Origin of the sequence: Shewanella gelidii (assembly GCF_014647855.1) — a bacterium.
GTDB classification, from domain to species: Bacteria; Pseudomonadota; Gammaproteobacteria; order Enterobacterales; family Shewanellaceae; genus Shewanella; species Shewanella gelidii.
The window spans coordinates 25,653-47,977 of record NZ_BMPZ01000004.1; the positions used below are offsets into that span (position 1 = coordinate 25,653).

The 22,325-nt window shown below is 45.2% G+C and carries 20 protein-coding genes; 8 read left to right on the forward strand and 12 right to left on the reverse strand.

The window, feature by feature from the left end; genetic code table 11:
- Positions 1-12: 12 nt before the first annotated feature.
- On the reverse strand, positions 13-426 hold the full coding sequence (locus tag IEY18_RS09300; RefSeq protein ID WP_188920085.1) for an FAD synthase family protein: 414 nt from the start codon (positions 424-426) through the stop codon (positions 13-15).
- 345 nt (positions 427-771) lie between these two features.
- Between IEY18_RS09300 and IEY18_RS09305 the strand changes: the two genes are divergently transcribed.
- Positions 772-1,818 carry a glycosyltransferase family protein gene (locus IEY18_RS09305; RefSeq protein ID WP_229779807.1) on the forward strand — a complete coding sequence of 349 codons (1,047 nt, stop codon included), beginning with the start codon at positions 772-774 and terminating at the stop codon, positions 1,816-1,818.
- A 37-nt stretch (positions 1,819-1,855) separates the two neighbouring features.
- Positions 1,856-2,743, forward strand: coding sequence for a polysaccharide pyruvyl transferase family protein (locus IEY18_RS09310; RefSeq protein ID WP_188920088.1), 888 nt, complete (start codon positions 1,856-1,858; stop codon positions 2,741-2,743).
- A gap of 92 nt (positions 2,744-2,835) precedes the next feature.
- Here the strand turns inward: IEY18_RS09310 and IEY18_RS09315 are convergent, their stop codons facing one another.
- Positions 2,836-3,903, reverse strand: coding sequence for a CDP-glycerol glycerophosphotransferase family protein (locus IEY18_RS09315; RefSeq protein WP_188920089.1), 1,068 nt, complete (start codon positions 3,901-3,903; stop codon positions 2,836-2,838).
- 187 nt (positions 3,904-4,090) lie between these two features.
- On the opposite strand from IEY18_RS09315, the gene IEY18_RS09320 reads away from it, so the two are divergent.
- The 3 genes from IEY18_RS09320 to IEY18_RS09330 all read left to right on the forward strand — a co-directional run bounded on the left by IEY18_RS09320 (position 4,091) and on the right by IEY18_RS09330 (position 6,699).
- The gene (locus IEY18_RS09320) at positions 4,091-4,540 is read left to right on the forward strand and encodes an HIT domain-containing protein (protein WP_188920091.1); all 450 of its coding nucleotides are present in this window, start codon (positions 4,091-4,093) and stop codon (positions 4,538-4,540) included.
- Positions 4,541-4,705: 165 nt separating this feature from the next.
- A complete protein-coding gene (gene coaD, locus IEY18_RS09325) occupies positions 4,706-5,182 on the forward strand; it encodes a pantetheine-phosphate adenylyltransferase (RefSeq protein WP_188920092.1) in 477 nt (158 codons plus the stop codon).
- A gap of 35 nt (positions 5,183-5,217) precedes the next feature.
- Positions 5,218-6,699 (forward strand): capsule assembly Wzi family protein, encoded by a 1,482-nt coding sequence (locus tag IEY18_RS09330; RefSeq protein WP_188920094.1) that lies wholly within the window; start codon positions 5,218-5,220, stop codon positions 6,697-6,699.
- A 124-nt stretch (positions 6,700-6,823) separates the two neighbouring features.
- On the opposite strand, the gene mutM is transcribed toward IEY18_RS09330, so the two are convergent.
- The 7 genes from mutM to IEY18_RS09365 all read right to left on the reverse strand — a co-directional run bounded on the left by mutM (position 6,824) and on the right by IEY18_RS09365 (position 12,982).
- Positions 6,824-7,651 (reverse strand): bifunctional DNA-formamidopyrimidine glycosylase/DNA-(apurinic or apyrimidinic site) lyase, encoded by an 828-nt coding sequence (gene mutM, locus IEY18_RS09335; protein ID WP_188920096.1) that lies wholly within the window; start codon positions 7,649-7,651, stop codon positions 6,824-6,826.
- A gap of 56 nt (positions 7,652-7,707) precedes the next feature.
- Positions 7,708-8,166 (reverse strand): hypothetical protein, encoded by a 459-nt coding sequence (locus tag IEY18_RS09340; protein ID WP_188920098.1) that lies wholly within the window; start codon positions 8,164-8,166, stop codon positions 7,708-7,710.
- 162 nt (positions 8,167-8,328) lie between these two features.
- Positions 8,329-10,128 (reverse strand): bifunctional molybdopterin-guanine dinucleotide biosynthesis adaptor protein MobB/molybdopterin molybdotransferase MoeA, encoded by a 1,800-nt coding sequence (locus IEY18_RS09345; protein WP_188920101.1) that lies wholly within the window; start codon positions 10,126-10,128, stop codon positions 8,329-8,331.
- A 15-nt stretch (positions 10,129-10,143) separates the two neighbouring features.
- Positions 10,144-10,734, reverse strand: coding sequence for a molybdenum cofactor guanylyltransferase MobA (mobA, locus tag IEY18_RS09350; protein ID WP_188920103.1), 591 nt, complete (start codon positions 10,732-10,734; stop codon positions 10,144-10,146).
- Complete coding sequence (locus IEY18_RS09355; protein ID WP_188920105.1) at positions 10,718-11,461, reverse strand: ABC transporter ATP-binding protein; 744 nt, start codon at positions 11,459-11,461, stop codon at positions 10,718-10,720. Before IEY18_RS09355 ends, mobA begins: the two co-directional genes overlap by 17 nt.
- 4 nt (positions 11,462-11,465) lie before the next feature.
- Positions 11,466-12,173 carry an ABC transporter permease gene (locus IEY18_RS09360; protein WP_188920108.1) on the reverse strand — a complete coding sequence of 236 codons (708 nt, stop codon included), beginning with the start codon at positions 12,171-12,173 and terminating at the stop codon, positions 11,466-11,468.
- Complete coding sequence (locus tag IEY18_RS09365; RefSeq protein ID WP_188920110.1) at positions 12,173-12,982, reverse strand: ABC transporter substrate-binding protein; 810 nt, start codon at positions 12,980-12,982, stop codon at positions 12,173-12,175. Before IEY18_RS09365 ends, IEY18_RS09360 begins: the two co-directional genes overlap by 1 nt.
- A gap of 302 nt (positions 12,983-13,284) precedes the next feature.
- On the opposite strand from IEY18_RS09365, the gene IEY18_RS09370 reads away from it, so the two are divergent.
- Both IEY18_RS09370 and IEY18_RS09375 read left to right on the forward strand, forming a co-directional pair.
- Positions 13,285-14,670 carry a sigma-54-dependent transcriptional regulator gene (locus IEY18_RS09370; RefSeq protein WP_188920112.1) on the forward strand — a complete coding sequence of 462 codons (1,386 nt, stop codon included), beginning with the start codon at positions 13,285-13,287 and terminating at the stop codon, positions 14,668-14,670.
- 2 nt (positions 14,671-14,672) lie between these two features.
- Positions 14,673-16,805, forward strand: a complete 2,133-nt coding sequence (locus IEY18_RS09375) for a sensor histidine kinase (protein ID WP_188920114.1) — start codon at positions 14,673-14,675, stop codon at positions 16,803-16,805.
- A 413-nt stretch (positions 16,806-17,218) separates the two neighbouring features.
- On the opposite strand, the gene IEY18_RS09380 is transcribed toward IEY18_RS09375, so the two are convergent.
- The 3 genes from IEY18_RS09380 to IEY18_RS09390 all read right to left on the reverse strand — a co-directional run bounded on the left by IEY18_RS09380 (position 17,219) and on the right by IEY18_RS09390 (position 19,991).
- Complete coding sequence (locus IEY18_RS09380) at positions 17,219-17,686, reverse strand: GNAT family N-acetyltransferase (protein ID WP_188920116.1); 468 nt, start codon at positions 17,684-17,686, stop codon at positions 17,219-17,221.
- 95 nt (positions 17,687-17,781) lie between these two features.
- A complete protein-coding gene (locus IEY18_RS09385) occupies positions 17,782-18,441 on the reverse strand; it encodes a 7-cyano-7-deazaguanine/7-aminomethyl-7-deazaguanine transporter (RefSeq protein WP_188920118.1) in 660 nt (219 codons plus the stop codon).
- A 191-nt stretch (positions 18,442-18,632) separates the two neighbouring features.
- Positions 18,633-19,991, reverse strand: a complete 1,359-nt coding sequence (locus tag IEY18_RS09390; RefSeq protein WP_373290734.1) for an isochorismate synthase — start codon at positions 19,989-19,991, stop codon at positions 18,633-18,635.
- Positions 19,992-20,353: 362 nt separating this feature from the next.
- Here IEY18_RS09390 and IEY18_RS09395 point away from each other — a divergent pair, with 362 nt between their 5' ends.
- A complete protein-coding gene (locus IEY18_RS09395; protein WP_188920120.1) occupies positions 20,354-22,324 on the forward strand; it encodes a TonB-dependent receptor plug domain-containing protein in 1,971 nt (656 codons plus the stop codon).
- Position 22,325 lies beyond the last annotated feature (1 nt).

Consider the following 22,325-nt stretch of genomic DNA (forward strand, 5'->3'; position numbering starts at 1 on the left):
TTTTTATCCGCTTTATAGCTTGTTCAATACATCTCTCAAGATTGTGCTCGAGGTGTGGGAGGTATAAGGGAAGTACAAAATCTCAACGCCAACTTCAGCAAATTCTTTTTCAATTGCGTTCCATTTGTCCGTGCCTTTCCAGTCGTCACCAACAAACATACGATCAAACTTTAAGTTATTCCAGGCTTCCATTTTGTCATAGTTAACTTGGGGAACGACCTCGTCGACAAACTTAATAGCCTCGACGATTTCTAAGCGTTCCTGGAATGGGATCACAGGTTTTTTCTTTTTCGCTGCCAAGGAAAGTTCATCACTTGTAACCCCAACAATTAAGTAGTCGCATTCTAACTTGGCGCGCTTGAGCACATTTAAGTGGCCAATGTGGAACAAGTCAAAAACGCCAGTTGTATACCCAATCTTTTTCATATTCAATCCAATCTGTAAAGCTCACTTAGTTTGTCGGTCGCTATTATGGCACAAATTTTTGTGATGCAGGGGGGCTGAAGTATAGATTTAGCCTGTGTTTATTGGCTGTCGCCTAATTATGTTCCTCAGAGTCAATAATTACCGAGGTTTAATGCATAGTTTCTGGGAACTCTTCAGCGGTTCTGAACTCAAAAATACACGAATTAATATCGAAAAGTGATAGACTTGAACCCCTGTTATGTTGGAGTCATGGCGCTTGATGGGCGGCGGCATGCTGAATTTTTATCTCACTAATCGTTCGTATTGGCAAAGGGAAGCTTCTAAATGAGGAGTGGGCTAAAGTTAATGTTTATACCGGTATCCTCCAAAGAGGGTATTGGTGAGTATATGCGCTCACGGATATTTGCCGATGAAGTGGCGAGGGCGTGGCCTGATGCGCAAATCCACTTCGTATTAAATGAGCTGGCGCCATATGCGCACTCATGTCCTTACATTACCCATTTACTCAATGATACTCCGACTAAAAAAGTTGCTGAGGTTAATCAGCTGATGACTGATTTGAAGCCTGATGTTGTTATTTTTGATGCTTCGGGTCGACAGTCGCAGTTGCAACATGCCTCTCAACTTGGGGCCAAAGTGATATTCATTAGTCAGCACAAACGCAAACGTAGTCGTGGGATGAAGTTCAGTCGAGCGAAGTACACCGATTTACATTGGGTCGCGCAGCCTGAGTTCGCAATTCAACCCATAACAAGATGGGAGCGTTGGAAGTTGAAAGTGATGGATAAGCCAGAGCCGATAGCGATCGGGCCTGTATTTACTAATCCGTGTCAACGGCGTAAACGAGAGCTTCTTGAGCAGTATGCTCTAGAAGAAAACCGCTTCTATATTTTCAACAGTGGCTCGGGTGGCCACTGTGTCGACGGGCATTACGCAGCAGATGTATTCTCTCAGGCAGCGCAGCTGACTTACCAAAGAACTGGCGTGAAATGTCTTATGCTTTTTGGTCCCAATTACCCGAACCCTATGCCGGAACTCGATGGTGTGACAAGCATTAAGCAAATGGATAATACAGACTTTATTAGCCTTTTGAGTGCGTCTAAGTCCGCGATTCTCAGCGGTGGGGATACACTTCTTCAGGCGCTAGCTTTACGCCAACTTACGATTGCCGTTCCGGTTTCGAAAGATCAGCCGGCAAGAATAAAAGCTTGTGAGCGACAAAAGGCGGTAATCTCTTGTGCGTGCAATGTAGCCGCGATTGTAAAGGCGATAGAGCAGGTGGAACAACAGGACGTCTCGACACAAATAAATCAAGGGTTGCAAGCATTGCCTTCCATGAATGGGCTCGCTATAGGCATGCAGCAATTGGAACAATTGTTTCCTCAAGCTTAATTGCAATATCCAACAAAATAATAGTGATAGACAAAAAATGATTGATTTAGAAACGTTTATTCAACAAGCGCAAATCCAAGATTTTATTTATATTCCTAATCCAGGTAATGCGGGTGACTCTTTAATTAATGCGGCGACGTTTCAGTTTTTTGACCGTTTGGGTCTGCGTTATCAAGTGGTATCGCCAAAGCTGGTGAAACAGTGCCTTAAAAAAGGCCGCGACTTAAGCCAGGTATTTGAATTTTCAGGTAAGGTTGTAGTACTTGGTGGTGGTGGCGCTTTTACATCGCACTACACATACTCTAATCGGCTAGTGCGTGAGCTAATGCATAAAGTAGAGCATCTAGTGTTGCTCCCTTGTACGATTGAGGGCAACGCTGAGACTCTGCGTGAGATGCCTGAAAATGTGACTTTGTTTTGTCGTGAGCAGGTGTCTTATGATTATGTGAAATCACAGAATGAACAGGTAACTGTCTATTTGCACCACGACATGGTTCTAGGGTTGGATGTGCAACGTTTGATTGAAGAGCCTGCCAAATTAAGTTCAATGCGGAAAAAGCTAAAGGCGTACCGCAACTTAAAGCGAGTGACATCGGTGATTCAGCAGCACGGTCATCAATGCCTTTCAGCATTGCGTTTAGACAAAGAAAAGACTGCGCGCACGATTCCCAAGGGTAATTTAGATATGTCGACGCTGTTTTCTCTAGGGACGCAAACCAAAGAAGATAATATTTATTCTGCGCAACAGTTTTTAACGCAGCTGAATCGCTTTGAGCGAGTGATTACAAATAGGTTGCATGTATGTATTGCTTCAACGTTACTTGGAAAGCAAGTGGAGTTTTTAGGAAACTCATACTTTAAGAACAAAGCTGTCTATGATTTATCTTTGCGCCAATATAATAATGTGGCGTATGTAAGCGAATAACAGCGATAAAATAGTGGCGTGTCCTAGGATGTTTTGCCATCGTGCTTGCTCAAATTTGGATTGATATCAAATTGGAACGAACCAAATTCACATTAGCCATGCTGCTCTAAATAATCGACAATCCGTTCTGAAGCCAAGCCATCTGTTGGGCCGACATGATCTTGAGTATAGCGCTTTCTGTTTTCCGCATACTCACTCGGTGCATTGAGCTGTTGAGGGATTGCTGTTTTTAGTTCTTGATAGTGTTGTACGTGCAACCCAAGCTCTTGATAAAGAACATTGTCTTTTCCGAAGCGTTTTTCAAAACGATAATGGAAAATTCCTCGGTATGACCATTTGAGCTTGAAGAAATTACAGATAATGACGGGCTTTCCTAGGGCTGCGAACTCAAATAACGTACTTGAGGCTTCACTAAGTAATAGATCCGCATGTTTCATAAATGGAAGTAAAGATAGATCTTTTTCTGAGGCGACATAAACGTTGTGGTGTCGCGCCCATTTTTCGAGTTTCGCTCTTTGATTTTTATACTGGGGCCTGACTTGTGTTAAAGAGTGCGGCTTAATTAAAATATTATACTCTTCAAAGTCCTTTGGCCAATCATCAGGAAAGCATTCGAGGGAGCTCGGATTAAATGTTGGCGCATAGAGTATGGTTTTCTTTTTCGGGCATAAGCCAATTTTATCGTAATCCAGCCCCACCTCTGTTCCAGAAAACATTGGATCGAGTTTAGAAAATCCAACTTGGACAAAATGGTCCTGTGGATAAAACTCTTGGATTTTTTTTAAACGCAAAGCCCCTTCTATGAAACGCACCGTCATTGGGGTGGATGACTTATGATAGTAACTAGGTTTAGGGCCGACACCGTGACCGAGTTGTGCGGTTTTAGAATGTTTATGGATGGCGTCTAAATGGTCAAATTTGTTACCAAAAAAAATCCAGTCTGGTTTTAATCTAAGATAGACATCTCTCGCTTCCTTTTCATCCTCAACCCAAATGCAATCCGTGCCGAGGTGGGTAAATAAGTCTGCAAAAGTGTGTTGATCATTTTTCCCTCGATAACAAACTAACGTCACTTGATGTTGACGTAACATGAGCTGTTTAATTATCGGTGCATATTGTGGAATGTAGTATACGTTTAGAGTGTCAAAGATGACTTGCATAACGTTCTCTTCTATACGGGGTGATCAAAACTGAAGGGCTAATAGATTGCTTATTGTATATCAAATTTTTTAAGACGCAGAGCGCATTTATGTATATTTACACATTGATGACGGTAATGTCTCAATAAATAGTTGAGACGTGTATTATCTAAAGACTGCTGAAACTCGTATCGAATGGGAGTGCGTGATGTTACAGGAAACATTAACTAAATTTGGGTATCCAAATAGTTTAATCATGTCTTTTAAATATTGGCATGTTTTACAACGACCCGCTCAGCCGACGCTTGGCTCTCTTATTTTAATTTGCCGTGAAAATGTTACCCAATACTCAGATGTTTCAGAGGGGGCCATGATCGAGCAGCGTCAAGTCATCAAAATGATTGAGAGCGTACTCGGGCAGGGGTTTAATTATAGTAAAATTAACTATTTGATGTTAATGATGGTTGATCCGGCGGTGCATTTTCATGTGATTCCTCGTTATGAAACGTCGGTCGATTTTGCGGGGGAATCCTATGGCGATCAATATTGGCCAAAACCGCCCAACCTAGCGCATGATTTAAAATTAAGTGATTCTGCGAAGGCATTGCTTTTAGCGAAGTTAAAACAAGACTTTTCTAGTTATTCCAATGAGAATTAGCCGCGGCATATCCGGTTGAAATGTGAGCGGCATCATCAAATGATTCAGGACAATATAAAATATTGGCTGGAGTTGTTTTGATTGTCGTTTATCCGTTTGTATTTTGAGTTATGATAAGCGGCTGAGTGGAAAGATAATCAGCAAAATAGCGATTGGAACTTAGTAGTGCAGATAAAAGCAATTTACCCTGGAACATTCGACCCGATTACGAATGGTCATACTGATTTAATTGAACGAGCTGCTCGGCTGTTCGATCATGTGGTCATAGCAATTGCAGCGAATCCATCGAAAAAGCCACGTTTTACGCTCGATGAGCGCGTCGCGTTTGCGCAAGAGGTCACCGCGCACCTCGACAATGTAGATGTTATCGGCTTTTCTGGTTTGCTCGTGAATCTTGCAAAAGATCAAAATGCTAGCGTACTTGTTCGCGGGTTGCGTGCATTTTCAGATTTTGAGTATGAATTTCAGCTGGCAAATATGAATCGCCGTTTAAGCCCTGAGCTAGAAAGTGTATTTCTCACGCCAGCCGAAGCAAACTCGTTTATTTCATCGACACTGGTTAAAGAGGTTGCACTGCATGAAGGTGATATTAGCCAATTTGTGCATCCCATTGTTGCGAACGCCCTTCGACAACCTAAATAACACGGAATCTACCCAATTTTTGAGCTAGGAAAGCTATGAATTTTTTACGTTTAAGCATCGTTCTTTTGTGTATCACTTTAGGGGGCAAAAGCCTAGAAGCTGCGCCTTGGGTGGATACTTCAGATTTATATTTAAGAGCAGACATTCAAGCCTTGGCTGATGCTGGGGTGATTACAGTTCCGGTAAACACCTATCCATTGATGTGGGCGGGAATTGGCGCTGATTTAGCGAAAGCCGAGCCAGCTTTATTGTCTGCGGGTTTAGTCGATGCATTCGCTCGAGTCAATTTTTATTATCGCCAAGCGATTGCCAACAAAGGAAATAAAAGTCTGAAGTTTACTGCTGCGACTGATGCGGCTCGATTTCAACACTTTGGCTCGGATTACCGAGAAAAGGCAGAGGCAATAGCTTCATATGAATTTTTGGGCAGTCGTTTTGCGTACAAGCTATCAACCTCGGCGCACTATGAAGCGCAGGACGATAAAAAACTAAGGTTTGATGACTCTTATTTGGCGATGATCTGGGGCAACTGGATTTTTAGTGCCGGCACTATTGGCCAATGGTGGGGCCCGGGTTTCGATAGTGGTTTAATCAAGTCAACCAATGCTCGCCCAATGCCATCCGTTGCCGTGAGCCGCAATAATCCGCAAGCTTTTGAGACACCCTGGCTATCGTGGGTGGGCCCGTGGACATTGACTGCAGGCTTCAGCTTAATGGAAGAAGAACGCTATGCACCGCGAGCTTTATTGTGGAATTTCCGTGGAACCATGCGTCCTTTTAAGCAGCTGGAAATTGGTTTTTCGTGGACGACTCAGTTGTGTGGTGAAGGCCAAGAGTGTGATGCTAAGATTATTGCAAAGGCACTTACAGGGCAGCGAGATTGCCGTAATGATACAGGAGCAGGCTGTTCTAGCTACGGCAACCAGCTTGCTGGCTTTGATATTCGATATGCCGAAACTTGGTATGATATTCCGGTTGGAGTTTATTTAGAAAAAACCTGTGAAGATGCCAAAGGCACCAGCCCGTGGGAGCTTGCCGACTGTGGTTACTTATGGGGACTGGATAGTCGTCTTGAGTTTGATGATCAACAGTACAAGCTGTTTTTAGAATATACCGATACGCTAGCGGCTTGCGGTACAAACGATGATGTCTTCAACTGTTTTTATGAGCATGGCACTTATCGCAGTGGCTCTCGCTATTATGGCAGGGCGTTAGGAAGTACCTATGATAGTGATGCCAAAGTTATCGTGTTAGGTGTAATAGGACAGTTTGCCAATAGTCGAGGGTTTAGCAGTGTGCTGCGTTATGCTCAGCTCAACGAAGATGGTGTAAATACCGGCAACGTATGGGCGCCTCAGCCGCCGAAAGAAGACCTGATGCAGCTCGAGTTAAGCTATCGTTTGCCTTTATGGCGTGGAATGATGAGCGTGGGCGGGACAATCTCACGTTCTGAGTTTGTAGAAGATGAATCGGACTCAGATGCCACGCTTTTTGGAAGCTATCATTATAAATTTTAGCTAAGTACTAAATTTAAAAGCACCTGCGTTGGCAGGTGTTTTTGTTTTCAGCGAAGGTTTGCAACGACATAAAAGCAGTTGTTTTTTCTGAAATAAATTATCTGCATCGCTCATTTAGAGTGGCTCAGCTCGATTGCGGCATTGGCTGGCAAATATCGCAATAAACACTTGCCCTTTGCCCTAGTTTGATTTCTTTGAGTAAATGCCCACATGTCTTACAGGGTTGCCCGCCTCGACCATAAACTGATAGCTCTTGTGCAAAATACCCAGGTTTACCGTCAGCATTGGTGAAGTCCTTGAGTGTGGTTCCACCTTGCGCAATTGCTTGCGCTAAGATGCGTTTGACATGACAGACTAAAGACTGGAGTTGCTGCAGGTTTACCAAAGAAGCGGGAGTTTCTGGGTGAATTCCCGCTGCAAATAAAGCTTCGTTGGCATAAATGTTACCGACACCGACTACTATGTGATTATCCATTAAGCAAAGCTTCATGGCTTTTTTCTTTCCTTGCAGCACTGTAAATAGATAGTTAGCGCTGAACTCATCCTCTAGCGGCTCTGGGCCAAGCTTCTCAAGCAGTGGATGAGCTTCTTCTGGCAACTCACACCACAGCCATGCGCCAAACCGCCTTGGGTCGTTATAGCGCAGTACAAGCCCGTTTGTTAACACCAAGTCCACATGATCATGCTTTTCAATCGGCGTCGTTTCAGGGAGCACCCGCAAGCTGCCAGACATGCCAAGGTGAATCATGGTTGTTCCCGCATCTGTGTCTAACAGTAGATATTTAGCGCGTCGACGAATATCCCGAATGACTCGCCCGGTAATTTGCTGGCAGATCTCCGGTATAGGCCAGCGAAGCGAAGGGTTTCGCACAATGAGGGCTTTGACGGTTTGTCCGATTAAGTGAGGCGTAATGCCTAATCGGGTCACTTCCACTTCGGGTAATTCTGGCATGGGTCAATTCGCTTGTATTTAAATGATTGAGTTCGGAGATCCCAAAGATGTTGCAGTTACTTCTGCTGCGCACGCCGAATGGGCTTTAAATCTGCCCTTAGACTTGGCGGAATTTGGTACCAGTTTCCAGACTGTGACTCTAATAGCCCTTGGTTTTCGTACAAATTCCACTGGATGGCTTGGGGTCTGCCTTGGACTTGGATTACCAGTGTTTTGGGAGTTTCAGCTTTCGCCGCTTCTGGTTGTTGCGTTAGCGGAGAGACTTGAACATTTTGCCAAGCACGAATCCAAGTCTCACAGTTTAAAACCATGGGGGCACATTGTTGTTTATCTGCAGTGATATGCAGCCATGCCTTGTTGAGTTGTAATTGTGCTAAAGGGGCTTCTTGATCGAATAATGCATAGGCATCATTAGGTACATCCGCTGTTTTTTGGTCGAGTAGGTTCAAAACTGCGATCATCATGATCGCACAGATAATAATAATATTGTTCCAGCGCTTACGAGAAATAGCCATAAAGTGAAAGCAATGAAGATAAACTTGGGATCAGTTTATCATGCAGTGTCAGATAAACCAGTTGTGAGTGTATTGGCTGAATGAGCCAAAGCACTGAAATCAGGTTTTCAGTGCTTAGTGCGGCTCAATGATGTGGTTATCGATATTCGAGGCAACTTCGCTTTAGAGCAAGTCGGCAAAAGGTTGTATATAGACTTGTGCGCCCACTTCAATGGCATCGTCATGCTCATCAATAACGATGAGGCAATTGCCTTTAACCATTGAACTCAACATACCAGACCCCTGTGCGCCGGTTGTTTTTACGTGTAAACGGCCATCATCCCCAAGTTGATATATTCCGCGCGTAAATTCAGTACGTCCCTTGCGGCTGCGTAATGCAACATCGCTAATCGCAGGGATCAGTCGATTTTGCCACTGTGACTCACCGGCTAATTTACGTAAGGCCGGTTGCACAAACTGTAAAAACGAAACCATAACTGCAACAGGGTTGCCTGGTAGACCAAAAAACAACTTGTTATCGATTTGTCCAAAAGCAAGTGGTCGCCCTGGACGCATATTGATACGCCAGAAATTAATTTGCCCAACTTGTTCAAGTACCGTTTTAATATAATCGGCATCCCCAACAGATACCCCGCCAGAGCTGATAATGACATCTGCTTGTGCTGCACCTTTTAATAATGCCGCTGCGAGTGCGGCTTCAGAGTCTTCGATAATGCCGAGGTCGATGACGTCACAACCGAGCTTTTTCGCCATGGATTTCACGGTAAAGCGGTTGGAATCATAAATGCAGCTTGGTTTTAATGCTTGCCCTGGCTCGCAGACCTCGTCTCCAGTTGAGAATATAGCGATTTTAGGTCGACGAATGACCGCTAGCTCGGCAAACCCTAGTGAAGCTAAAAGCCCCTGTTCCGCTGGGCCTAAGCGTTGATTGGCGTTCAGCGCCACTGCACCTTTGGCGATATCTTCACCGGCTTGGCGGACATGCTGGCCAAGGCTAATCGGTCCGTCAAAACGAACATAACCTTGCTCCTCATGAGCCATTTCTCTTGGTTGAACCGTGTCTGCACCCTCGGGAACCGGAGCGCCGGTCATAATTTTTACCGCTTGGCCTGCTTGAATTTTTCCTGCGTATTGGTAGCCCGCCATGACCTCGCCAACCAGCGTAAATCGCTCTGGCATTGGATCGGCCAATGCAAATGCATAGCCATCCATTGCTGAATTCGTATGTTGCGGCACATTGACTGGAGAAACTGCGTCGGTAGCCAGAACTCTGGCATTGAGTTCATCAAGTGCTACGGGCTCTGCAGCTGTGATTGGCTCAACATAGCTCAGGATTTTTTCCACACCTTGGCACACAGATAAGCTCTTGCTATCGGCGACATCACAACCACACGCGGGTGTCAGAGGCAGCTTCAGTGCAGGGGCTTGCCAGTTATTCACATAGCTGGTGACAAAGTCGCATATTTGTTGAACATTATTTAAATCTAGGCGCTGAATTTCTTGTGGCAGCAGGGTATCTTGGCAACAAGCAATGGCAAGAATGTTGTTATCGTTTTGGTAAATAAAAGGCTGCCCATGTGCGGCGCGGTGTAACTCAATTTTGGGTAAAGTTAGCTTTTTAAAGCCTTCGACCAACACCATATCCACTTTGTCGACTTCAATTTGAGACAACAGGTGCGTCAGCTGTGGATCACCCTCGCAGGGTGCTTCGGTCATCAGTGCCCATCGAACATGAGAAGCAACCAAAACTTGTTTTGCGCCAGCTTTACGCACCTCGTAGCTATCTTTGCCTGGCACATCAACGTCAAAGTCATGGTGCGCATGTTTAACAACGGCAACACGTATACCTTGCTCGGCAAGAGAAGGGATGAGCTGACGTAACAAGGTCGTTTTGCCTGTACCGCTGTATGCACAAATACCCAGAACCGGGATAGAAAGTGGGTTTTTAAATGAGTTGCTCACGTGTCACCTCTAGTTTTATTTTGCCAAAGTATTAGCAAGTTGTTGCTTTTGTTCAGGCGTATTGACGTTAACAAATGCATTGGGTTGGTCTTCAAAGCTCGTCACAACATAGCGGTGTTGGGCGTACCACATATCAATTTTACGCTGGCCATCATCTAAAAATGCTTTCATTGATTGGTGCAAGGAAGGCTTCATCAGTAGAACAACGGGTTGTTCACGCTTGCCATCACTAGCAACGGCTAACTCAGCATCATTCGCTAACAACTCTTGATGCATTCTTGAGACTAGCTCCTTTGGTAGCATAGGGCAGTCACAAGGAACCACCATCAGCAAGTCAGCATGGGTTTGAGTCAGTGCCGTGACCATACCCGCTAAAGGGCCTAAGTAGCCAGAGTCTTGATCGCTGATCACGTCATAACCGAGTTCAGCATATTGTTGCTGATGACGGTTGGCGTTGATCGTTATGTTCCCAACTTGTGGGGCGATCTTATCGATAACGTGCTGGATCATCGGTTGCCCATTGAGGAGGACGAGACCTTTATCATTGCCGCCCATCCTGCGCGCCATGCCGCCAGCAAGTATCACGGCATCAATTTGCACTGACATATTGTTGTTCCTGTTTGGTTTGCTCACTTTGACTCGACGCGATGGTCGACAAAGGTTGATAACTTGAGGTTACGTTAGCAGAAGTCGTAATTTGTTGCTGGGCTATTTTCCACTCTTGATGGCATAACTGAGTCAGCTCGCAAGATTGATGACTGCTAATTAAAAGCCCCGTACCTTGATGTTTGAGCTTGGCAATCATGTTGAGCACTAACTGTTGAGAATCCTTATCCATATTGGAGGTGGGCTCGTCTAACATCAACAGCTTGGGCTGCATAATATAAGCACGCGCAATGGCAAGGCGTTGTCGTTCTCCCCCAGAGAGAAGTGTCGCGTTTTGCTGGAGTAGATGTCCTAATTCTGCATGCAGAATGCTTTCGCTGATGCGTTGCTTAATATCGGGTTGTTCGCGCAATGGGGCAGGAAGTGCGTAAGTCATATTGTATTCAACACTGCCATCATATAAATAGGGATGCTGATGCAGATATAGCGCCTTGCCAAGCAAAGAGTCTGAACGCCACCAAGGGCCGGGTTGAAAGCCTTGGGCCTCAATTTTACCTTGGGTTGGCGTTTGTATACCGGCGAGTATTTTCATCAGAGTTGACTTACCTGAGCCGTTATCTCCTCGCAAATGGACGACATCGCCTTGACAAAAATGCAAGTGCTTCGCTTCAAACAAGGTTCGATGTTCAAATTGCATTTTTAAATCTGTAGCGACAAGTTTAATCATGCAGTTAATGGCTCCGAGGTTGGGCTTTGCCGCGCAGCATACCCAGCGTAAAATTAAGGATTAAAGCAAGAATGAGTAATACTAACCCCAGTGCAATTGCTTGGGCAAAATCACCTTTGCTTGTCTCTAAAGCAATTGCTGTCGGCATATTGCGAGTCACACCCATAATATTGCCTCCCACCATCATGGAGCAACCAACCTCAGTTAAAATTCGACTGAATGCTGCAATTACTGCTAAAAGCAGCGGTACTCTTAATTCACGGCATAGTGCCCAAACCGCACGTGGCCATGAGACGCCCAAAGTACGCGCTGTTTCCCAAGCGCGGCGATCAATACTGGTAAATGCTGCTTGGCTCAGCGCCACGAGGACTGGAGCGCAAATCATCATTTGACCAATAATCATGCCCTGCTGGGTAAATAGCCAGCGTAAATCACCAAATGGACCGTTGCGAGTTAACAATAAATAGGCAAATAAACCAATCACTACCGTCGGTATCGACTGCATGGTTTGAATGATATTGGTGATAATCCAGCGGCCTTTGAATTGATTAAATGCAAGGGTAAACCCGAGTAACATTGAAGGCAGTAAGGTGATAAGTAGTGCCGCCAGTGAGACGGAAAAAGAGACGCTAATGATGGACCATACTTCAGGATCAAATGAAAACAACAGGCCGAAGGCCTGTTGTATAAGAGCTGACCAGCTACCATCCATTACTGGTAAGTCGCCTTAAAGAGCTGCTCACCCTTCACTTTGAAGTTATTGATCATGGTTTGCGCCTCTTTGCTAATGAGCCAATCGCTGAGTGCTTTTGCTCCTTGATGGTTTAGCTCTGGATATTTTTTTGAGCTAATCAACATAACTTGGTATGGGTTCGCAAGTGCTTTTCCGCCATCATAATCGACGCCTAAGTCTATTTTCGCTTTGTACGCAATAAAAGTACCGCGATCTGATAGTGTATATCCCTGCAGTTCATTTGCCATGAGCAGGGTTTTCCCCATTCCTTGGCCGACTTGAGTATAGCCTTTAAAGCTTGTTTCAACCTTAGCATTCTTCCATATGTTGAGTTCTTTCATATTGGTGCCAGAGTTGTCTCCGCGGGAAACAAAAGGCACGCCAGATTTTGCTATTTTTGCAAATGCTTCTTCGGCGGTCGCTGCGCTACGGGCTTTTGCTGGATCATTTTTCGGACCCAAGATCACAAAGTCGTTCTCCATAATGCCGCGTGGTGTATGACCATGTCCTTCTGCGACAAACTTGGCTTCAGCTGCTGGTGCGTGTGTCATGACGATATCAACATCGCCTTGACGGGCTAGCTTAAGTGCTTTCCCAGTTCCTGTGGCAATGACTTGTACCTTATAGCCAGATCCCTGTTCAAATGTTGGAAGTATGTGCTTCAAAAGGCCCGAGTTCTCAGTACTTGTCGTGGTGGCCAGTTTGACAATTTCTTCGGCGTTCGTTGGCATGCCAATCATCAGGCTGGCCGCAATGGCGACATGGACTAAGTGCTTTAAGTTCAACATTGTTACTCCTTGGGGGTCAGTATTACCATTGGGTGTTGATTGACACCCTGTTTGGCGTTTTCCATATTTCTTGGCTGCATAAAGCAAGTTGAGTGCCAGCGTGAATATAGCCTTGGTTGGCCAATTTAAGCTGCCGTTTATCATTAAACTCAGTTAAAATCGTGAACCAGATCCCAGCTTACAGAATTAACCGTTAGACAAATTGTCTCCAGCATCATTTCATTTGGTCCATAGTGACCTATTGGCTGATTTTCGGTGCTAGAATTACTTATAATGAGTCAAAATGTCTACAAGAAGACAAGATGAGCCAAATGGATAAAGTTGTAAAGCCCCTTCCCTCCGCCGTATCAGTTCTCATCGTGGATGATGAACCCGGCATGCGTAGCTTCTTGAAAAAGGCGCTCTCTAAAAAATTTGCTCTCGTAGAGACGGCTGCCAGCGTTGAGGATGCAGAAAAACTACGGAGTCGTTGTCACTTTGATCTGCTGTTGGTCGATATTCGTTTGCCGGGTCGTTCGGGCATTGAATGGCATGAAGCGCTAGATGATAAAGAGCGTCGTTCCGATATTATCTTTATGACCGGTTATGCAGATATGGAAGTAGCCATTCAAGCATTACGGGCGGGTGCGTCTGACTTTATTATGAAGCCATTCCACCTTGAGCAAATGATGAAGGCGGTCGATCGCTGTATCGAACGGCGCTTACTCAAGCGTGAAAACTTGATGCTGCGACGAGAAATGTCCATCAGTCACTCTTCGACTATCATTGGCCGTAGTGATGCGATGACCGAGGTCAAGCACATCATAGAGCGGGTTGCACCGACAAATGCTGTTATTTTGATTGAGGGCGAATCCGGCACAGGTAAAGAGCTGGTGGCGCGACAGCTGCATCAGTTAAGTGGAAGGCAAGGCCCTTTTGTCCCAGTGAATTGTGGCGCGATTGCGCCAGAGTTACTTGAAAGTGAGCTGTTTGGTCATGTTGCGGGCGCCTATACAGGGGCGAAAGGAAATCGTGAAGGCCTATTTAGCTTTGCTTCCGGTGGTTCAATTTTCCTCGATGAAATTGGCGAAATGCCGCTGAAGATGCAAACCGCATTGCTTCGAGTGCTGGAACAAAAAGTAATTCGTCCCGTCGGCAGTGAAAAAGAAGTTAGTATAGATGTGCGTGTGATTGCCGCGACGAACCGTAAACTTGCAGATGAAGTTGAGCTCGGCAATTTCCGTAGAGATTTATATTATCGCCTTAATGTGCTTGATATATTGATCCCGCCATTGCGTGAGCGACCTGAAGATATCGTTGAACTCAGCCATCACTTTACTCGGCAATTGACCTCTGAACTCGGGGTGAAAGAGGTGATTTGGAGCCACGAAGACTTGATCAGCCTCCAGCAGCATGATTGGCCTGGAAATATCCGAGAACTCCGCAATATGATTGAGCGTTGTATTCTTTTAGGTAAGCCTCCTGCCGAGTATTGCAAAATGGCGAGTGTGGCTGAAGAAGCAATTGCCCAGCAAGGCTATCCATTGGATTGGAGCTTAAAACAAGTCGAGAAAAGCCATGTGACCCGAGTTGTTGACTCCATGGGAGGCAATAAATCAGCGGCTGCAAGAGAGCTTGGCGTATCGCGTAAAACTCTCGATCGTAAATACAAAGAGTGGCAAGAAGGTACAGCAGATAAGGAAGAATAGAGATGTCGCTGCTAAAGCGTGTCATGGGGGTCAGTTGGCCTCAAATGCAAGCCAAAGTCAGGTATCGTATTTTGATCCTGACTTTGCTGCCGATTTTGCTCACGCTGATCAGTCTTGTATTTATCACCATCTATTGGAATATTAGCTATACAGGAAAGCAGTTGTTTATGAAGGTCAAAGCTGATTTGACTGTCGCAAACAATACCCTTGGTTATGTTCAACTTCGGCAACAGCAGCAATTAAATTCAGTGGTTCGTTCATGGGACTTCAACAATGAATTTTTATCTGCAGATCTCTTATCTAGTCCAACTAACCCCGCGATTCAGCAATTGCTGCAACAGCAGCGGCAGTTACTGTCACTCGACTTTCTGCGTTTGATTAGCAAGAAATCCGTCAGCCAAGATCCAAATCTCAGTGCAATGTTGCCTTATGTGAATGCGCAGCAGTCGTATACTGGCTTAATGGTCTTGCCAACGGAACAACTGCAAACTATCGACCCACTTTTAGCGGTGAAAGCAAAAATCCCCTTAATGAGGACGCTACGAGCCCTTCGCCCTGAAAAAGATATTGAGAGCCGAGGTTTACTGAGTCGAAGTTTAGTGCCGGTTCCCGATGCCAATGGCAAGGTGAACTTTTATTTGGATGGTGGCATTTTATTGAATCGAGATACGCGGATTGTCGATCATATCCGCGATTTGGTTTACGACGAGGGCACATTACCTGAAAACTCAATTGGCACGGTGACCGTATTTCTTGACAATATTCGTGTAAGTACCAATGTACCCTTAAATTTTTTTCCGGATAGCGGCCAGCCACAAGGGCGAGCACTGGGGAGCCTTGTCTCTGAAGAAGTTCGACTAAAAGTGCTAGAGCAAGGGGAGTTTTGGGTGGATCGCGCATTCGTGTTTAATGATTGGTTTATCTCCGCTTACGCACCGCTTGAGGATATACATGGAAAACGGATCGGTATGATTTATGCCGGATTTTCTGAATCACCATTTATCCATAATTATCTGCTGAATATCATAGAGCTGGGTGCCATGCTAATGGTCGTATTGCTCGGCTCTGGTTTACTCGTTTATCGCGGCGCTTATAGTTTGTTACAACCGATTGAGCGGATCCATCATGTGGTTAAAGCTGTGCAATCTGGCCGCAACTTGCGCATCGGATCTCTGGGGCTGGATCGGGAGAATGAGCTGTCAAATTTGGCTGAACAGTTTGATCGCATGCTGGACCTTTTACAACAACGAAATGTTCAAATTCAGTCTGCTGCTGAGCAATTGGAAATGAAAGTTGAAGAGCGAACCAGCAGTTTGCGCGAACGAACGCTTGAGTTGCAAAGGAACGTTGCGCTATTGAATGAAACCCGCCAACAGCTTGTGACCAATGAAAAATTGACCGCTTTAGGTGAGCTGACTGCCGGTATAGCCCATGAGATTAATAATCCGACGGCAGTGATTTTAGGCAATATGGAATTGCTGCGTTATGAACTTGGTGATCAAGCTGACGTGGTGAAAGAAGAAATTGATACCGTCATCCAACAAGTCGATCGTATTAGCACCATTATCCGTAGCCTACTGCAATATAGTCGGCCCGGGGAGTTCAATGCACCACTAGAAATGCATCAATTGACGCCTGTGGTTGAAGAGGTGTTGGTTCTCGTTCGCCATTCGATTAAGCAACAAGAAGTGATTCTACATACTGACCTCAACGCAAGCATGCCTGTAGAGGTCAATCGTCCTCAGTTGCTACAAGTGCTGATCAACTTAGTGGTGAATGCCGCGCATGCAATGGACGAAAACGGTCAAATTTGGCTGCGCACCGCAGACTGGATTGTTCAGGACGAAATTATCGGCGCAAAAATTGAAGTTGAAGATGAGGGTGACGGAATTCCAAGTGAGCTGCTCGGGAAAATTTTTGACCCTTTCTATACCACTCGTCAGGATGGTACAGGTCTCGGGCTATCACTGAGCTACGGAATTATTAAGCGTCTTGGTGGCACAATTGAAGTGAGTTCAACGGTTGGTAAAGGCACCATATTTACAATTTGGTTGCATCATCATGCGAAAGAACAATCCGACAATCTCTATGAAGGCTTACACTTTTCTGAGTTGAACCAGCAATCTGCTAGTTAAGTTGATGACAAAAAAAAGCCAAGTATCAAAGACACTTGGCTAAAAATATTAATGTGAGCAATGTCGTGTACTAGCCTTACTTTAGATTAAAGAATGAACAGGGAACTCATTCGTTAAGTCGATTTCAGAACACGCAAGAATGATAATCGTTATCATTTGCGTTTGCAAGGGTGTTTTGCCGTTTTGTTGTGATAAATGTCATCTTTTGATTGAAATGAATCATCTGGTAATTTCAACCAAAAAAAAGCCAAGCATCGAAGATACTTGGCTAAAGAGTGTGAGCAATGTCGTGCATTAACCCTAGTCGCAAGCAAACTAATGAGATGAGAGGCTATTAGTTTGTTCGAGTTCGGAACACGACTTAAATGATAATGATTATCATTTAATAAATCAAGTGTGATCTTTATTTTTCTTTAAATCGCTGATACTGCCTTCTGTAAATGCAGTTTGTGTTGGAGCGATTCTTGTTGGTCTTGCTCCATTGCGATGATTTGATACTGATTGTGGATTAGCATTTTTAGCATCGAGCGAAAACAGTTGCGTGTCTTCACTTCAATCATGCGATATCTCTGGGATTTGACCCAATTCTCTTGCGCGTTTAAGAGCTGGTTTGCTAACCCCAATCCTCGAAAGTCTGGAACAATACCGCCGAGCCAGCTATAGAAAATGTCTTGATTTAAGGCGTAACCCAATTTAAATCCAGCGATTTCACCTTCAACACGGACCAGGAGTAGTAAGCAGGATTTGCTTGCTAAGCGAGTACTCACTTCTGCTTGAGTGTACGGGGTTGCAAACTCGGGGATGGATAGAAGAAGATCATTGATTAGAATAAGCGCGTCTTGATCAATGTCGGTGAAGCGCTCAATCGTGATTGAATACATGTTGGTATCTCTTGATAAATCAGTCGCTAGCAAAAGCTAGCGACACAGGTTCAAAAATTGAACAGGATTATATCAGGTCTGACCAGTTGGCGTCATTATTGAGCGTAAGTTTGTGGCTTGGTTTGCAGAATTTTTTCTTGCAGTATTCGCAGCAGTACGCCATAAGCGGGTAAGAACAAACCTAGGCTTACTAACAATTTAAAACCATAATCTACAGTAGCAATTTCCGGCCAGTTTGCGGCCATGAAGGCGTCACTTGAAGCATAAAAGGCAACGCTAAAGAAAATAATGGTGTCGACGAGGTTACCAACGATGGTCGAAGCCGCCGGTGCTAACCACCAAGTTTTCGCTTGTCTAAGGCGGGCGAATACACTGACATCCATTAGCTGCCCCATTAGGTATGCGGCAAAACTAGCAAATGCAATTCTGAAAATAAAACTGTTAAACGCAAGAATTGACGCTGCACCTTGGTATTGTCCTTGATGAAATAGCACGCCGATTAAATAAGAAATCAGTAATGCGGGGACCATGGCTTTCAGGATGATTTGCCGTGCATGTCGTTGTCCAAATATACGCACCGATAAATCAGTTGCTAAATAGACAAATGGGAAGCTAAATGCGCCCCAAGTGGTATGGAAGCTGAAAATTTGAAAAGGGATCTGTACTAAGTAATTGCTGGCGCAAATAATCAGAATATGAAAGCTCACCAATAGGGTGAGTGCGCGACGGATCTGCGCTTCAGAAAGTAATAACATCTTGTGGCCTTTTTAGTCTGAACTGAACGGGGTGAGGGAACCCGTTTATCTCGTTGTTTATCTATCTACTGTTATCATTATTAGTATTGCAGAGATAGGGCGGCACATTATAGAGATTGGTTGGTTGGATGCAAGTGTATTTTTTAAGCGGGTCCGTTACGGATATTCAGGAAAGAGAATTGCGAGTGATTTTATAATTCAACTAAGATAGACATGATGGTCGCGAGTTTGTTCTCTAGCTCTTGCCACTCTGTATCTGGATCGGATCCGGCAACAATGCCAGCCCCAGCAAATAAGTTAATCCGGCCGGGTTCAATGAGAGCACTTCGAATCGCCACAGAAAATTCACTTTCATATTTATTAAAATAGCCGCACGCACCAGCATACCAGCCACGCATATAGCCTTCACGTTGACGAATAAAGCTCATAGCTGAATGACGGGGCAAGCCACCGACAGCAGGCGTTGGGTGCAAGGATTGAAGCAAATGAAAGTCAGTCACCCCAGGTCGTAACTCTGCACGAATTGAACGGTGCAAATGCTGAATATGGTTGAGCTTGAAAACTGTAGGGCGTTCTTCAGCGCCGACATAGTTACTCAACGGGTTGAGCGTGTCGACAATGTGCCTTCTAACGAGTTGATTCTCATGACTGTTTTTTGTGTCATCCAGTAAGGCTTGCGCGAGCTGGCTATCCTCTTCTGGAGTGAATCCGCGAGTTGTGGTGCCAGCTAAGGCTTCCGTGTAGAGCTCTTGCTGACAACGACGATATAAGCGCTCCGGAGAGCAAGAGATAAAAGCGCGTTCGTGACTGAACTGAAAACCGAACTGAAAGCTATTCGGGTTACGAGCTTGCCAGCAAGCGAGAACCATCCAAGGATCGATATCGTCGTTTACTTCGAGTTGGGTTAAACGAGACAGCACAACCTTCGGTGTGTCTTGATTAAACTTTTTATTGGTGACTTGCTCAACGAGCTCTTTCCAGCGGTTATATTCTGGGCGGTCACATCGACCCATAGGAGTCAGTTTATGCGGTGGCGGTAGTGGCCGTGCAGGTGTTAACTCCTGTAGTGCGGCGATAGCACTATCACACTCTTGCGCTAAAACTTCAGGGTCAGTTTTCAAGTTCACAATGAGTCGGTGCTGATCACCACTTCTTCTAAATTCTATTCTCGGGAGCACAAACCTTGCTCGCCCAAATTCCGGCCAACAGGGAATGGTTCGATCAAAAGCCACGCCGCCGTAATAGCGAATGTCATGGTTGTTCGACAACATGCATTGCTGGTGATAGGTTTCTGCTAGCGTATTGTCATCGACGTCATCTTCAAAGCTAAAGTCATAGCAACTTCCTATCGCTGCAACTTCTTCTGTTTTGTCTCGCCCGTGCCAATAAATCCTTGGAAATGTTTGCTGCGCAGACAGCCAAGCGAGCATCGGCAAAGGACACACGTCTGCAGAGATTTGCAGAATGGGTTCTAGTGCTGAGGAATGCTTCACTTGATTGAGCTTGTCGACAATGGATTGTATCGCCATTGCCAAGGGTTGAGCAGACAAATAAAACTCCAAAAATAGGTATCAGACTGGTGTGTTGGAAGACGTAACCAGATTATTGCTTAAGATTTGGGAATAAGAATCTTTCCCACAAAGTAATGACCTACCCTAAAACTGTCAAGAATTAAGCAGCCAGCCTGTGAGCTGCCCGAAGATTTGATAGTTTAATTTTAGCTAGCCACCATCATGGTAATTGTGTCTGGCTTTCGGTGCTTTGTGGACAAATTGTCTTCTTGGTCTTGCTTTCTATGGTATCGGGGTGCCAATAAGTCGATCTGGGTGCGGTTTGTGAAGTTTTTGCCTTGTTAAATGTGAGATTTCACAAAACAATATACGGACTTTTAACATCGATAAGAAATAGCCCTATGAATAATCGGAATAGATTTGTTGTTTCACCAGTGCTAATGGCTATATGTGCCACTTTTAACGCGCAAGCCAATGCGAACGCTCAAGATCCACTTCTGAATATCAGTGAAGTCATCGTGGTTCATGGTGAACAGCCAAGCGCTATAGAGCAAGCGACAACGCATTGGCGAATTAGCGCTGATGATATTCGCCGCAGCGGGGCAATTTCTTTAGATCAGGTGTTGAAAAATGTTCCCGGTCTCTATGTGAGAGTGGGAGGGGAAGGTACCCCCAGAGTCGATATTCGCGGCTTGAAAACGCGACATATTATTTATCTAGTTAATGGCGTACCCGCAAATAACACCAATGATGGGCAGTTTGACCCGAGCGTTATCCCCACGAGCCAGATCGAGGTGGTTGAAGTCAGTGTCGGCCCAAGCTCTGTACTCTATGGGCCGGGTGGTGCCGGTGGTGTGATTAACATCATCACCAAAAGTGCCCTGAATGAGCCCGTAGTCTCGGGCAAAGTTGAAGGTGGTGACAATAGTACGTTGAACGCCGATTTAAGTGTGGCAACAACACAAGAAAATTGGCAAGGCTTGCTCAGTTTCTCGCACCAGCAGAGCGACGGATTTCCTTTGTCCGATGACTATGAGGCCGCTGAATTTCAAGCGCGAGGAGATCGCGATAATGCGGATCGAGAAACCCAAAGTCTTTACGGCCAAGGAACATATTGGTTGAGTGAGCAATCGACACTTACGGGCAACCTGAGTCTTAAACAAGGCGATTGGGGGAAACCAAGTCGAGATGGTAGTACTGATGCCAAATCAAAATTTGAGCGGGTTGATGATTACCAGGAGAAGACTTTGCAGCTGGGCGGCGCCCATCGTTTTAGCCCTGAGTTTACGCTTCGAGGATTTGGATACTACAACCAAAATGATGTCTTGGAATATGGCTATGAAGATGCAACCTACCAAGACATTAATGCATCCCAAGATGGCCGTTCCACAGTACAAGGTGCAAATATTCAAGCCATCATGCAGCCATCGGCTGAAAGTGTTTTTACTAGCGCTCTGATTGCCGAAAACCAAACTTGGGAAGCTATCGAGAAGAAAGCAGCGACCAAGAAAAAGCCAGCGCAAGAACAGACGAGTGATGATGACCTGTGGCTATATACCCTTGCTACCGAATATCAATTCCAATCTACAGAAAACTATGGTGCAACATTAGGTGCAGCCTATCACTACGTTGATAAAAAACAGGGGCATGAACAAGACTACTCGGCACAGGCATCGACCTACCTATGGCTGAATGATGCCAGTAAGCTGGCATTTGGTTTTGCCCATAAAGTACGTTACCCATCGATGCGTAATTTGTATTCACAATCGTCAGGCAACACCGAATTGACGCCGGAGAACTCCAACCATTTGGAAGTCAGTGTGAACCAACAGCTCGGATTACAGACCGAACTTCTGGTTGCGGCGCATCATTCTCAAACCGATGGTTACATAGCAAAAGATGGTGATGGTATTTATCAAAACCTTGGCGATTATCGTTTTCAGGGCATCGATTTGATGCTGAGCAGCCAGTATTGGGATGGGTTAGATCTCAATTTAAGCTACAGCTATTTGGATACCTTGGACAAAGACGCAGATGGTTCATTGGATCGCTTAGAGCACAGGCCACGCCAACAAGTTCGCCTGCAAGCAAGTTATGCGTTTGCCACAGCAACAACCGTCAGCCTCAACGCCGAACGGATTATGGATCAAATCTATTATCGCCAAACCCAATCTGCAGGCGTGACAGCAGTAGAGCAAATCGCACTTGATGACTACACGTTAGTTGATGTGAATGTTCGCCAAGCGATTGTGAATGACAACCTTTCACTGTACGTGCGTGCGACCAATCTTCTAGATGAAAACTATGTCCAAAGTGAGGCCTTGCCCCAAGCTGGACGACAGGTCTTTGTGGGCATCGACTGGCAGCTCTAGT

Coding starts and splice junctions, on each gene's coding strand:
- IEY18_RS09300 (WP_188920085.1), bottom strand. CDS start 426: ATGAAAAAGATTGGGTATACAACTGGCGTTTTTGACTTGTTCCACATT.
- IEY18_RS09305 (WP_229779807.1), top strand. CDS start 772: ATGTTTATACCGGTATCCTCCAAAGAGGGTATTGGTGAGTATATGCGC.
- IEY18_RS09310 (WP_188920088.1), top strand. CDS start 1,856: ATGATTGATTTAGAAACGTTTATTCAACAAGCGCAAATCCAAGATTTT.
- IEY18_RS09315 (WP_188920089.1), bottom strand. CDS start 3,903: ATGCAAGTCATCTTTGACACTCTAAACGTATACTACATTCCACAATAT.
- IEY18_RS09320 (WP_188920091.1), top strand. CDS start 4,091: ATGTTACAGGAAACATTAACTAAATTTGGGTATCCAAATAGTTTAATC.
- IEY18_RS09330 (WP_188920094.1), top strand. CDS start 5,218: ATGAATTTTTTACGTTTAAGCATCGTTCTTTTGTGTATCACTTTAGGG.
- mutM (WP_188920096.1), bottom strand. CDS start 7,651: ATGCCAGAATTACCCGAAGTGGAAGTGACCCGATTAGGCATTACGCCT.
- IEY18_RS09340 (WP_188920098.1), bottom strand. CDS start 8,166: ATGGCTATTTCTCGTAAGCGCTGGAACAATATTATTATTATCTGTGCG.
- mobA (WP_188920103.1), bottom strand. CDS start 10,734: ATGTCAGTGCAAATTGATGCCGTGATACTTGCTGGCGGCATGGCGCGC.
- IEY18_RS09355 (WP_188920105.1), bottom strand. CDS start 11,461: ATGATTAAACTTGTCGCTACAGATTTAAAAATGCAATTTGAACATCGA.
- IEY18_RS09360 (WP_188920108.1), bottom strand. CDS start 12,173: ATGGATGGTAGCTGGTCAGCTCTTATACAACAGGCCTTCGGCCTGTTG.
- IEY18_RS09365 (WP_188920110.1), bottom strand. CDS start 12,982: ATGTTGAACTTAAAGCACTTAGTCCATGTCGCCATTGCGGCCAGCCTG.
- IEY18_RS09370 (WP_188920112.1), top strand. CDS start 13,285: ATGAGCCAAATGGATAAAGTTGTAAAGCCCCTTCCCTCCGCCGTATCA.
- IEY18_RS09375 (WP_188920114.1), top strand. CDS start 14,673: ATGTCGCTGCTAAAGCGTGTCATGGGGGTCAGTTGGCCTCAAATGCAA.
- IEY18_RS09380 (WP_188920116.1), bottom strand. CDS start 17,686: ATGTATTCAATCACGATTGAGCGCTTCACCGACATTGATCAAGACGCG.
- IEY18_RS09385 (WP_188920118.1), bottom strand. CDS start 18,441: ATGTTATTACTTTCTGAAGCGCAGATCCGTCGCGCACTCACCCTATTG.
- IEY18_RS09395 (WP_188920120.1), top strand. CDS start 20,354: ATGAATAATCGGAATAGATTTGTTGTTTCACCAGTGCTAATGGCTATA.